Origin of the sequence: Micromonospora sp. NPDC005197 (assembly GCF_040608295.1) — a bacterium.
GTDB lineage: Bacteria > Actinomycetota > Actinomycetes > Mycobacteriales > Micromonosporaceae > Micromonospora.
The window spans coordinates 16627-29175 of record NZ_JBEXHY010000020.1 but is presented as its reverse complement, the minus strand read 5'-3'; the positions used below and the strand labels follow the sequence as shown (position 1 = coordinate 29175).

The following is a 12549-nucleotide window of genomic DNA, read 5'->3' as shown; positions in this document are numbered from 1 at the left end:
CCCTCACCCTCTACTAGAGGCTTACAGTTATGTCAACCACTGAACCTCTTCGGGGCAACGTAAGCGCCACCACGCGATGAGCCAAGGACCCGACCGGCGTGTCGCCGCCGGAGCGCGACTCGTCACGTCCGGAGCACGCTCACCGGTCAGCGGAAGGTCACCACGTCAGGCGCGCTCACGTCGATGCGCTTGCTGTCCTCGTCGAGCAACGCGGTGGCCACCCGGGCCTTGTCCGTACCCCGCGTGGCGTCTCCCCAGACCACCGTGCGGTCTCCGCGCAGCCGCAGGCTGATCCGGGCCAGCCCCTCCACCCTCAGCTCCACCAGCTCGGCCCGCAGTTGCGGGGTCAGCGCCCCGAGCACCTCCAGCGCGGCCCGGGTGTCCGGGTCGTCGGCGGCGGGCCGGGCCACCTGCACCAGCGGCAGCCCGGCGGGGCGGCGGGCCACCGTCTGGAACGCCACGCCGCTGCGGTCGACAAGCGCGAACGTGTCCGCCTGCGGCACCACCGCCACCGCCGTCCGCTCGGTCACCCGGACCACAAGCGTGCCCGGCCAGTCCCGCGACACCGTGGCCCGCTCCACCGGCGCCAACGCGCCGACCCGACGCGCGGCGGCCGCCAGATCCACCCGGGCCAGGGGCACCCCGTCGGCCACCCCCACCGCGTCGCGCACCTGCACGTCCGTGACCAGCCTGGCGCCCTCGACCGTCACCGTGCGGACCCCGAACAGCCCGGTACCGAGGACCGTCCAGGCGACCATCCCGAGCAGGGCCAGCACCCCGGCGGCCACCGCCCACGGCAACGCCGCCCGCATCCGGCGCTGCCGGGCCCGGGCCATGAAGCGGCGGGTCGACGCCGGCACCGCGTCGCTGCCGGCCCGGACCAACTGCCAACGCCGGACCGGACCGCGTCGTGGGGCGCCGCCGTCGGCGCCGCTGGTCCGCCCTCGGGCGGGGCCGGGGCTCATCCGGCCGTGGGGGCCGCGCCGTCCGGTGCGGCGGCGCCCCCGAGCGCCGCCCCGTCGCCACCGGCCGTGGACCCGCCGGGCACCGGCTGGCCGATCGCCGGGGTCGTGGCCACCGGGTCGACCGTCGCCCCCGGCGCGGACTCGGCGGTACGCGCGCCCAGGGCGGCCAGCAGCTCGTCACCCATCAGCGAGATCGGCGGAGCGCCCATGGTCACCACCACGTCCCCCGGGCGGGCCCGGCGGACCACCTCGACCGGCGCGGCATCCCAGGAGTCGACGAACACCTTCCGCTCGGCCGGCAGCGCCACCGCCTCGATCAGCGCCGCCGAGCCCTCACCGGGCTGGCGCAGCTCGCCCGGCCCGAAGACCTCCAGCAGCACCACCTCGTCGGCGATGGCCAGCGCCTCGGCGATCTCCGCCTGGTTGTCGCGGGTGCGGTACAGCCGGTACGGCTGGAAGACGACGATCAACCGTCCGTCGCCGGCCACCTCGCGCAGCGTCTGCATCGCCAGCGTCATCGACGTGGGGTGGTAGGCGTACTCGTCGTAGACCAGCACGCCGTCCGCGACGCCCTTGCGCTCGAAGCGCCGTCGCACGCCGGGGAAGACCGCCAGCGCCGCCTCCGCCGCCTCCAGCGGCAGCTTGAGCAGGTACGCGGTCAGCACCGCCGAGGCGCTGTTGAGCCCCATGTGCCGCCCCGGCACCGGCAGCCGGAACTCGCCCAGCGACCGGCCGTCGATCGCGGCCAGGTAGCGCACCCCCCGCGCGGAGGAGACGATCTCGGTCAGCCGCAGGTCGGCGTCCTCGGCCGCGCCGTAGGTGAACACCCGCCGCCCCTCGGCGCGCAGGGTCGCCGCCAACCGCCGACCGCCCGGGTCGTCGGCGCAGGTGATGATGAACCCGTTCGGATCGGTGAGGCGGGCGAACTCCACGAACGCCGCCTCCAGCGTCGCGTAGTCGCCGTAGGTGTTCAGGTGGTCCGGCTCGACGTTCGTGATGATCGAAACGTACGGGCGGTAGATGAGGAACGAGCGGTCGCTCTCGTCGGCCTCCACCACGAAGTACTCGCCGGTGCCGTGGTGCGCGCCCGAGCCGACCTCGGAGATCTCCCCGCCGATCACGAAGGACGGGTCGACCCCGGCCTGCTGGAGCACCATGGTCACCATCGAGGTGGTGGTGGTCTTGCCGTGGGTGCCGGCGACCGCCACCGCCCGGCGGCCGGTCATCGCCGCGGCCAGGGCCTCCGAGCGGTGCAGCACCCGCAGGCCGCGGCGACGCGCCTCGACCAGTTCCAGGTGGTCATTCGGGATGGCCGAGGAGTAGACGACGGTGTCCACCCCGTCGAGGTTGGTCGCCTCGTGGCTGAGGTAGATGGTCCCGCCGAGCGCCCGCAGACCCGCCAGCGAGGGCCACTCGCGCAGGTCGCTGCCGGAAACCCGGATGCCCCGGGTGAGCAGCAGTCGGGCCACACCGAGCATGCCCACCCCGCCCACGCCGATCAGGTGGACGGCGCCCAGGTCCTCGGCGGTCAGCGTGCCCGCCGGGGTGAACTGCGCGGTCACCGGGCCACCGCCTCGAGGACGAACGAGCGCAGCGCCTCGTCACCGTCGCGCCGCCCGTACGCCGACGCCGCGGCGCCCATCGCGTAGAGCCGTTGCGGATCGCGGATCAGCGGGATCACCGCGCGCTCCAGCCAGTCCGGGGTCAGCTCCCCGTCGTCGACGAGCAGCCCGCCGCCAGCCTCCACCACGGGCAGCGCGTTGCGCTTCTGCTCCTGGTTGCTGTGCGGGTACGGCACGAAGATCGTCGGCAGGCCGATCGCGGCCACCTCGGCGACGGTCATCGCACCGCCCCGGGCCAGCATGAGGTCGGCCGCCGCGTAGCCCAGCTCCATCTCGGACAGGTACGGCAGCGTCACGTACGGCACCGGCAGGTCGGTGGGGATCGGCACCGGCTCGTTGCGGGCCCCCATCACGTGCAGCACCTGCACACCGTTGCGGGCCAGCTCCTTGGCCGCGCCGGAGACCGCCAGGTTGATCGAGCGGGCGCCCGACGAGCCGCCCGCGACGAAGAGCACCGGCAGGTCGGGGCGGAGCCCGAAGTGGGCGCGGGCGGCGTTGCGCAGCGCGTACCGATCCAGCGAGGCGATGCTGCGGCGCAGCGGCACCCCCACCACCGTCGCGTCGCGCAGCGACTCGGCCTGGCTCGGCTGGTGCGGGAAGCCGACCGCGATGTTCTTGGTGAACTTCATGCCCAGCCGGTTGGCCACGCCCGGCGGCACGTTCACCTCATGGATCACCATGGGCAGCTCGCGGCGCCACGCGGCCAGGTAGGCCGGCACCGAGACGTACCCGCCGAAGCCGACGACCGCGTCGGCGCGTACCTCGTCGATCACCTTGCCCGCGGCGCGGGCCGCGGTCCACATCCGGCCCGGCGTGCGCACCAGGTTCATGTTCACCGACCGGGGCAGCTGGTACGCCGGGATCTGCCGCAGGTCGTAACCCTGCGGCGGGATCAGCTCGTTCTCCATGCCCTTGGGTGTGCCGAGGCAGGTGATCCGGACGCCCGGGTCGTGTCGGCGCAGGCAGTCGGCGAAGGCGAGCAGCGGGTAGATATGCCCCCCGGTGCCACCTCCCGCGAGCACCACCGAACGCAGCGGACCCATCAGCGTCTCCTCTCGCTCGCCGTACCCTGGCGGCTCCGGCCCTGCCGGGCGCCGCGCGGTGCGGCCTGGTCGTCCTGGCGCCGCTCGCGGGACCGGGGCACGGACCCTCGGCCGGCCGGCGGCGGCGCCGGTCGGCGACGCCGGCCGGGAAGCGGCGGCAACGGGGCCCAGAGTAGTCGGACCCACCGGGCCGGCGGACGGGCATGCAGCGCTCTGGCCGCATCGGGTTCGGCGCGGGCGAAGGACGCCAGCATCCCGATCGCCGCCAACGTCACGACCAGGGCACTTCCGCCGTCGGAGATGAACGGCAGCGGCAGGCCGGTGATCGGCAGCAGCCCGACCACCCCACCGATGTTGATCACCGCCTGGCTCACCAGCCAGGTGGTCACCGCGGCGGCCGCGAGCCGCCGGAACGGGTCGTCGACCCGTCGGGCGATGCGCAGACCGGTGTACGCGAGCACCGCGAACAGGCTCAGCACCACCGCGCAGCCGATCACGCCCAACTCCTCGGCGATGATCGCGAAGATGAAGTCGTTGTGCGCCTCGGGCAGCCAGTCCCACTTCAGGCTGCCCTTGCCCAGCCCGACACCGAACCAGCCACCGTGCTCGATGGCCAGCCGCCCCTGGTAGAACTGGAGGCAGTCGTTGAGTTTGCAGGTCTCCGGGTCCGGTGGATTGAAGAACATGTCCAGTCGGGCGAGCCGGTAGTTGTCCGCGCCGCGCTCTCCGGAGCCGGCGCCCAGCGAGGCCACCGCGACCAGCAGGCCGATCCCGATCAGACCGGCAGTGGCCAGGGCGCCGAAGACCCGCATCCGCACCCCGGCGGCCCAGAGCAGGCCGACCACCAGGGCCAGCAGACAGAGCATCGTGCCCGTGTCGTTGTAGCCGACCAGGACGAAGAGCAGGCCGACCACCGGGAAGAGCGGGGTGGCCAACTCGCGCCACCACCCCAGTGCGGCGCCCTTGCGGGCGACGATGTGCGCACCCCAGAGCACCATCGCGAACTTGGCCAACTCGGACGGTTGTAGCTGGATCCCGCCGACGAACAGCCAGTTCAGCCGCGCCTCGACCGGCCCGAACCCGGCCGACCGCTGACCGGTGAGCCGGGCGTAGCCGACCAGCAGGTTGAGCACCACCAGCAGCGCGACCGAGGTGATCAGCAACGGCCGACCCAGCGACCGGTAGGTGCTGGCGGGCAGGCGTTGGCAGGCCCAGAACGCCCCGATGCCGATCACCGCGAAGATCGCCTGCTTGGTCACCGAGGCCGAGGCGTTGCCGTCCTCGGCGTAGTCCTTCACGCTGGTCGCCGAGAAGACCATGGTCAGCCCGATCAGCAGCAGCAGGCCGGCGCAGGACAGCAGCAGGTAGTAGGACGCCAGCGGCCGGTCCAGCAGGCCACGCAGCGCGGCCAGCCCACCGGCCGCGTCGAATCCGCGCAGCGGGACGGCAGCGCCGCCCTCCGGCTCACGCCCCGTCGATCCCGCCGCACGCCCCGTCGATCCCGCCGCACGTCCCGGGGCGCCCGGCTCACGCGCTCCCCGGCCCGGCTCACGCGCTGCGCCTTCCGCCGGACGCGCTGCGCCTTCCGCCTGGCGGGCCGCGCGGTCGGGCTCGCGGGCCGCGCGGCCGGCCTCCGCCGCACGCGCCGTGCCCGATGACCGTCGCGGTCGACCGGTTGTCCTGTCCTCGGTGCCTGGTTCCTCCCCCACCCGGACATCATCACCGTTCGGCACGCCCGACAGGCCCACAACGATGCACCGGGCGTGTCGGGCTTCGCCCCCCAGGGAAGGCGCCTCACCCCTTTGCTCTGCTTCACCCCACGCAACACTTTTGCCGCGCGAGTGTTGCGTCCGTTGAAGCAGAGCAAAGGAGAGTTCGACTACCCTGCCACCCGACCGGCTACGCGCACACCGCACCGCCCGGCCGGCCGGCCGGGCAGGCGGGTGAACAGGGTGGATCAGGTCATGTTGGCGAGGAACTCGCTGTAGAACAGGCCCAGGGCGATGGCCACACCGATGCCGGCGATGATCCAGAACCGGACCACGATGTTGACCTCGCTCCAGCCGGCCAACTCGAAGTGGTGCTGCAGCGGCGACATCCGGAACACGCGTTTGCCGGTGGTCCGGAAGGAAATGATCTGGATCACCACGGACATCGTGATGATCACGAAGAGCCCGCCGATGATCGGCAGCAGCAGGATGGTCCGGGTGGACATCGCCATGCCGGCGATCAGGCCGCCCAGGCCCAGCGCCCCGGTGTCACCCATGAAGATCCGCGCCGGGGACGTGTTCCACCACAGGAAGCCCACACAGGCCCCGGCTGCGGCCCCGGCTATCAGCGCGATCTCCAACGGGTCACGGACCTCGTAGCAGTACGGCTGGGTGTAGCTCGGGTCGGCGCACCAGTGCCGGTACTGCCAGAACGCGATAAGCGCGTACGCCGCGAGAACCATAACCGAGGCGCCGGTGGCCAGACCGTCCAGTCCGTCGGTGAGGTTGACGCCGTTCGTCGCGGCCATCACCACGAAGATGAAGATGATCACCGCGCCGACCTTGCTGACCTCCAGGAAGTCGATGTCCCGGATGAAGCTCAGCGTGGTGCTGCCCACGGTCTGGGTGTTGGTGGCCTTACCCGTCGCGTCGGTCATGGTGCTCGGGAACCACAGCGCGATGACCCCGAAGACCGCGCCGACCAGGATCTGGCCGAGCAACTTGCCGCGCTTGTTGAGGCCGGCGCTGTTGCGCTTGCGCACCTTGAGGAAGTCGTCGAGGAAGCCCACCGCGCCGGAGAACACCATCAGCCCCAGCAGCACCAGCGCCGTGATGGTCGGCTCCACCTGGGCGATCTGCGCGTCCGGCAGGGTGGTCAGGGCCAGGTGCCCGGCCACGTACGCGATCACCGTGGCCAGGATGAAGACCACGCCGCCCATCGTGGGCGTGCCCTTCTTGCCCTGGTGCATGGCCGGGCCGTCGGACCGGATCGGCTGGCCGGCCTTGAGCCGGGTGAACACCTTGATCGCGATCGGCGTGCAGAACAGCGAGACGACGAAGGCCACCCCGATGGCGACGATGATGGCCCTCATCGACCGGCCTCCCCGGCGGCGTCGGCGCGCAGGGCGTCGGCCACCTCCCAGGTCCGGTACCGGGAGCCCTTGACCAGGACGACGTCGCCCGGCCGTAGCTCGCCCCGCAGCACCTCGACGGCCGCCGCCTGATCGGTGAGCAGCACCGACTCTCCTCCCCAGTTCGCTACCGCTGTCGCGCCTTCGTGGATCGGCGCGGCCGGCTCACCCACCACGAGCAGCCGGTCGACACCCAGCTCGGCCGCGAGACGGCCGACCTCGGCGTGGCCGTCGCGCTCGAACGGGCCCAGCTCGGCCATGTAACCGAGCACCGCGACGGTACGCCGCCCCCGACCGAGGCTGGCGAGCGCCCGGAGCGCGACAGCCATCGAGGCCGGGTTGGCGTTGTACGAGTCGTCGATGACCGTCACCCCGTCGGGCCGGTCGAAGACGTCCATCCGCCGGGTGGACTTCAGCCCCAGCTCGCCGAGGGCCGTGCCCACGTCGGCCAGCGGCATGCCCAGCTCCCGGGCGACCGCGGCGGCGGCGAGGGTGTTGCCGACCTGGTGACGGCCGGTCAACGCGAGCCGCACCGGCACGCGCCCCTCCGGCGTGACCAGGGTGTACGACGGATGCCCCCGCTCGTCGAGCGTGACGTCCTCGGCGCGCAGGTCGGCGTCCGGGGCCTCGCCGTAGCGGACCACCCGGGCCCGGGTGCGACCCGCCATGGCGTCCACCCGGGGGTCGTCGGCGTTCAGCACGGCGAGGCCGTCGGCCGGCAGCGCCTCGACCAGCTCGCCCTTGGCCAGCGCGATGTTGTCCTGCGAGCCGAACTCGCCGATGTGCGACGTGCCGACGTTGAGCACCACCGAGATGCGGGGCGGCACCAGCTCACACAGGTAACGCACGTGCCCGATGCCGCGAGCGCCCTTCTCCATCACCAGGTAGCGGGTGTCCGGCCCGGCCAGCAGAGCCGTGTACGGGTGGCCCAGCTCGTTGTTGAACGAGCCGGGCGGGGCCACCGTGGCGCCGAGGCGGGCGGTGAGCTGGCCGATCAGGTCCTTCGTGGTGGTCTTGCCCGAGGAGCCGGTCACACCGATCACGGTCAGCTCGGGCAGCCGGGCCACCGCCGCGCGGGCCAGCCGGCCCATCGCGGTCAGCGCGTCGTCGACCAGCACCATCGGCACCTCGGGCACCTCGCGGGTGCCGAGCACCGCCACCGCGCCGGCCGCCAGCGCCGTCGCCGCGTAGTCGTGCCCGTCGACCTTCTCCCCCGGGAAGGCCACGAAGAGCGAACCGGGCCCCACCTTGCGCGAGTCGAACTCGACCGAACCGCTGACGGTGGCGGCCGGGTCCGCGTGCACGAGCCGCCCGTCGACCGCCGCGGCCACCTCGGCCAGGGTCAGCGCGATCACCGCTGACCCGCCCGGTCGGAGAAGCGGGCCCGCAGCGCGTCGGCCAGCTCGGTGCTGTCGTCGAACGGGAACATCTCGCCCGCCACCTCTTGGCCCCGCTCATGGCCCTTGCCGAGCAGCGCGATCACATCGCCCGGCTCGGCCAGTCGGACCGCCTCGTCGATCGCGTCCCGGCGACCGGCCACCTCGATGATCCGGGCGGCGGTGCCCGCCCGGTACGCCCCGGCGAGCACCTCGGCGCGGATCTCCGCCGGGTCCTCGGTGCGCGGGTTGTCGTCGGTCACCAGCACCACGTCGGCCCCCTCGGCCGCGGCGGCGCCCATCACCGGGCGCTTGCCCCGGTCGCGGTCCCCGCCGGCGCCGATCACACAGATCAGCCGGCCGGCGCTCAGCTCGCGCAGCGCGGCCAGCGCGGCCACGATCGCGTCGGCCTTGTGCGCGTAGTCGACGACCCCGCGTACCGGCCCGACGACGTCGACCAGTTGCAGACGGCCGGGCACGCCACCGCAGGCGGCCACGCCGGCCGCCGCGGTCGCCGGCTCCACCCCGGCGCCCACCAGGGCGGCGATCGCCAGCAGCGCGTTGGCCACGTTGTGCCGCCCGGGCAGCGCCACCCCGGCGGTCAGCGCCACGCCGTCCGGGCCGTGCGCGGTGAACCGCTGCGCGTACCCCTCGCCGTCGACGCCGTCGGCCCACCACGTCGCGGTCGGGTCGCCGGCCGCCGAGTAGCTGACCGTCGCCGGCTTGTAGAGCGGCTTGAGCGCCGGATCGTCGTGGTTGAGCACCTCGACCGCGCACCGGCCGTCGAAGAGCTGCGCCTTGGCGGCGAAGTAGTCGGCGCTGTCGGCGTGGAAGTCCAGGTGGTCGGAGCCGAAGTTCGTGTACCCGCCGACGGCGAAGCGCACCCCGCCGACCCGGCCCATGGCCAGGGCGTGGCTGGAGACCTCCATGACCACGGCGGTGACGCCGCGCTCCCGGGCGGTGGCCAGCATCGCGTGCAGGTCGGTCGCCTCCGGGGTGGTGCGCACGCTGTCGATCACCAGATCGCCGAGCCGGGTCTCCACGGTGCCGATCAGCCCGGTGGTGTGCCCGGCGGCGCGCAACCCCGACTCGACCAGGTACGCCGTGGAGGTCTTGCCGGCGGTCCCGGTCACGCCGATCACGGTGAGCGCCGCCGTCGGGTCGCCGTACACCGCCGAGGCCAGCTCGCCGAGCACCGCGCGGGGGTCGGGCACCACCAGGGCGGGCAGGCCGCTCGCCGCCGCCAGCTCGGCGCCGGCCGGGTCGGTCAACAGGGCCACCGCGCCGGCCTCGGCCGCGCCGACGGCGAACTCCGCGCCGTGCCGGCGGGCGCCGGGCAGGGCCGCGTACAGGTCGCCGGGGCGGACTTCCTGGCTGGCGTGGGTGGCACCGGTGACGACCACGTCGGCGGCGTCCGCCGGGAGGTCGACGGCGAGCCGGACGGCGAGGTCACCGAGCCGGACGCCGGTCACGGTACGTGGACGTGGATTGCCGGGCACGGCGTCAGACCCTACCCGGTCGCCCGGTTCCGGCCGCACAGCCGCCCCGGTGGTTCGTCGGCACTCACCGATGATGTCGCGCCTCCGCTGGTCAGCGCGGATAGACCACGAACTTGGGTGCGGAACCACTCGGGGACGGCGGCACGCGGTAGTGACGCAGCGTGAACTGCATCATGTCGCGGAACGCCGGGTTGGCGATCGCCGCGCCCCCACCACCGGGCGCGTACACGAAGACCGCGATCACGTACCGGGGCTTCTCGGCGGGGGCCATGCCGATGAAGGAGGACACCTCGCCGGGCTGCTTCTTGCCGTCCACCAGACGCCAACCGGTGCCGGTCTTGCCGGCGACCCGGTAGCCGGGGACCGCCGCCAGGGTGCCGGTGGCGCCCTCGACCGTGGTGACCGCCTCCAGCATGGTGCGCAGCGCCGCCGCGTTCTGCGGGCTGAGCACCGAGCGGGTGACCGGCGCCGGCGCGGGGGTGCGCTTGCCGTCCGGGCCGATCGTCTCCTTCACGAGGTGCGGCTGCACGTACGTGCCGTCGTTGGCGATGGCGGCGTACGCGGCGGCCATCTGCAGGGGCGTGGCGTCGACGCTGTGCCCGATCGGCACCGACCCGGCCGACGACCCGCTCCACTCGTCGACCGGCAGTAGCCGGCCGCTGGCCTCGCCGGGCAGGCCCTCGCCGGTGGGCTTGCCCAGCCCGAACCGCTTCTGGTAGTCGATCAGCCGCTCCGGGCCGAGCCGGTCGGCGACGGTGATCGCGCCGACGTTCGACGAGAAGGCCAGCATCCCGGGCACGCTCATCTTCCGGCCGTTGGCCGGGTGGGTGTCGGAGAACCAGGTGTCACCCTTCTTGATGCTGTTCGCGATGGGCAGCGTCGTGTCCGGGGTGATCACCCCCTCCTGCAGCGCCGCGCCGTAGGTGATCGCCTTGTGCACCGAGCCGGGGTCGACCACGAAGCTGGTCGCGGCGTCCTCGCGGGCGACCGGATCGCTCGGCACCGGCTTGGCGGCGTTGTAGGTGGGGTCGCTGGCCTGGGCCCGCACCTCGCCGGTGGCGACGTCGATGATCACGGCGGCGGCGGTCGCGCCCCGCTGCCCCGCCATCCCCGCGCTGAGGATCTGCTGGGTGCGGAACTGCAGGTCCCGGTCGATGGTGAGGGTCAGCGAACTGCCCGGCTTGGCCGGGGTCGTCTTGCTGTAGCCGCCGGGGATCGGCGCGGCGAGGTCACCGAGGCCGGCCTCGTACACCCGCTTGCCGTCCTGCCCGGCGAGCAGGTCGTCGTAGCGGGCCTCCAGACCCTCCAGCCCGACCATGTCCTGGCTGGTGAAGCCGATCAGGTTGGCCGCCAGGTCGTCGCCGGGCACCTCCCGGCGCTCGTCGCGGTGCACCCCGATGCCGGGCAGCTCCAACGCCAGCACCTGCTTGGCCGCCGGGATTTCCACCCCCCGGGCCAGGTACTCGAACCGCGACGGGTTGCCGTTCTCCAGCTTGCGGGGCTTCATCAGGTCGGTGAGCTTGGACACCGGGATGCCGAGCAGCGGCGAGAGCGCCTTGGCGGTGGCGGGCCGGTCCTCGATCAGCGTCGGGTCGGCGAACACGTACCGCGCCTCGACGCTGTGGGCCAGCGGCTCGCCCCGGAAGTCGTAGATCGCGCCGCGCGGCGCGGGCAGCTCGACCGTGCGGGTCCGGTCGGCGACGCCACCACCGGCGTACGCCGGGGTGTCGACCGCCTGCAGGAAGATCAGCCGCACCCCGATGGCGACGAAGAGCGCCAGGGTGAGCACGGTGCCCAGGCGCAGCCGCAGCCGCGGATCGGCGAGCTTCGGCGGGCGCGGCGGCTTGCGCGACGGCCGGCGGGCCGCCGGTCGGTCGGCGCGGCCGGGCGCGCGCGGCGTGGTGCGGCGCCGCGGCGGCGGCTCGTCGCCGGCCGGCCCGCGCGGGGTGCGCGGCGCGACGGTCCGCACGACGCCGCCCCGGCCGGCCGCCGGAGCGTCCCGCCGGCCCGAACGGGCGGCGGCCCGGCCGCCGTCGAGCACCTGCAACGCCGGCCGGAACGGGTCGCCGGACCGGGTGCTACGCGGGGTACGCCGCTGCTCGGCGGCCCCGCCGCGCGCCGGTGTGCCCTCGCGGACGGTCCGGCCTCTCGGGGTGTACGCGCGGGCGCCGGAGATGCCCCCGATGCCCGGCTCGCCGGCCCGCGACTCCTCGTCGGCGGGCCCGGCCGCACGCGAAGAACCGCGCCGGGACCCCGGGGGGTTCCGGCGCGGCTCGTCCGACCTCGGTGGCACTGGTCAGCCTCCCGCGCCCTGGCTGGTGACCGACGGCTGGCCGGTCGCCGGCTTCGGCACGCCGATGGTCTTGCCGTCCGGCATCCGGATGTACGCCGGCTCACCGGCGTCCACCAGACCCAGACGACGCGCCTCGGCGGTCAGGTTGCCCGGCGCCTCGTACTCGGTGATCTGCTTGTCCAGCTGCTGCTTCTCCAGGTCCAGTCGGGCCTGCTGCTGCTGCAGCTTCTCCAGCCGGAACGCGTTCTCATTGATCTTGGTGTTGACCGCCAGGATGCCGAGCACCCCGCCGACCACCAGCACCACGATCAGCGCCGCGAACGGCGCACGCGGCACCGACACCGGCGGCGGCGGCGCCACCCGCAGCCGAGGCGAGCGAGCGGTCGCCGCGACGCCGGCCTTCTCGGCCGGACGCAGCGCGGCGCTGCCCTGGGTCGGGAACTCGCGCGCCCCCCGGGCGCGAGCCTCCCCCTGCCGGTTGACTCGATCGATGCGTGGCGTACCGTTCCCCACGCGCGGGGCTCGCTCCGCCGCGGTCCGGCCCCCCGACCGCGGTGCGCGCTGCCCGCCGCCGGTGACGTCCCGGCGGTCGCGCTTGTCAATGTTCATGTCCCCTCCCCCTCTACATCC

9 protein-coding genes are annotated in these 12549 nt (G+C 73.7%); all 9 read right to left on the bottom strand.

Annotated elements, in window-relative coordinates:
* Positions 1-146: 146 nt before the first annotated feature.
* Positions 147-965, bottom strand: coding sequence for an FtsQ-type POTRA domain-containing protein (locus ABZU46_RS10280; protein ID WP_354856136.1), 819 nt, complete (start codon positions 963-965; stop codon positions 147-149).
* Complete coding sequence (gene murC, locus ABZU46_RS10275; RefSeq protein WP_354856135.1) at positions 962-2527, bottom strand: UDP-N-acetylmuramate--L-alanine ligase; 1566 nt, start codon at positions 2525-2527, stop codon at positions 962-964. The genes ABZU46_RS10280 and murC overlap by 4 nt, the downstream gene beginning before the upstream one ends.
* On the bottom strand, positions 2524-3630 hold the full coding sequence (gene murG, locus ABZU46_RS10270) for an undecaprenyldiphospho-muramoylpentapeptide beta-N-acetylglucosaminyltransferase (protein ID WP_354856134.1): 1107 nt from the start codon (positions 3628-3630) through the stop codon (positions 2524-2526). The genes murC and murG overlap by 4 nt, the downstream gene beginning before the upstream one ends.
* Positions 3630-5069, bottom strand: a complete 1440-nt coding sequence (locus ABZU46_RS10265; protein ID WP_354856180.1) for a putative peptidoglycan glycosyltransferase FtsW — start codon at positions 5067-5069, stop codon at positions 3630-3632. The genes murG and ABZU46_RS10265 overlap by 1 nt, the downstream gene beginning before the upstream one ends.
* A gap of 518 nt (positions 5070-5587) precedes the next feature.
* The gene (mraY, locus tag ABZU46_RS10260) at positions 5588-6712 is read right to left on the bottom strand and encodes a phospho-N-acetylmuramoyl-pentapeptide-transferase (protein ID WP_354856133.1); all 1125 of its coding nucleotides are present in this window, start codon (positions 6710-6712) and stop codon (positions 5588-5590) included.
* The gene (murF, locus tag ABZU46_RS10255; protein ID WP_354856132.1) at positions 6709-8106 is read right to left on the bottom strand and encodes a UDP-N-acetylmuramoyl-tripeptide--D-alanyl-D-alanine ligase; all 1398 of its coding nucleotides are present in this window, start codon (positions 8104-8106) and stop codon (positions 6709-6711) included. Before murF ends, mraY begins: the two co-directional genes overlap by 4 nt.
* A complete protein-coding gene (locus tag ABZU46_RS10250; protein WP_354856131.1) occupies positions 8103-9665 on the bottom strand; it encodes a UDP-N-acetylmuramoyl-L-alanyl-D-glutamate--2,6-diaminopimelate ligase in 1563 nt (520 codons plus the stop codon). Before ABZU46_RS10250 ends, murF begins: the two co-directional genes overlap by 4 nt.
* Positions 9666-9717: 52 nt before the next feature.
* Positions 9718-11919, bottom strand: coding sequence for a penicillin-binding transpeptidase domain-containing protein (locus tag ABZU46_RS10245; RefSeq protein WP_354856130.1), 2202 nt, complete (start codon positions 11917-11919; stop codon positions 9718-9720).
* Between the two features lie 3 nt (positions 11920-11922).
* Positions 11923-12528 (bottom strand): hypothetical protein, encoded by a 606-nt coding sequence (locus ABZU46_RS10240; protein WP_354856129.1) that lies wholly within the window; start codon positions 12526-12528, stop codon positions 11923-11925.
* Between the last annotated feature and the right edge of the window lie 21 nt (positions 12529-12549).

Excerpts from the sequence above, each read along its gene's own strand:
- murG (WP_354856134.1), bottom strand. The coding sequence starts at position 3,630 with ATGGGTCCGCTGCGTTCGGTGGTGCTCGCGGGAGGTGGCACCGGGGGG.
- ABZU46_RS10280 (WP_354856136.1), bottom strand. The coding sequence starts at position 965 with ATGAGCCCCGGCCCCGCCCGAGGGCGGACCAGCGGCGCCGACGGCGGC.
- ABZU46_RS10240 (WP_354856129.1), bottom strand. The coding sequence starts at position 12,528 with ATGAACATTGACAAGCGCGACCGCCGGGACGTCACCGGCGGCGGGCAG.
- mraY (WP_354856133.1), bottom strand. The coding sequence starts at position 6,712 with ATGAGGGCCATCATCGTCGCCATCGGGGTGGCCTTCGTCGTCTCGCTG.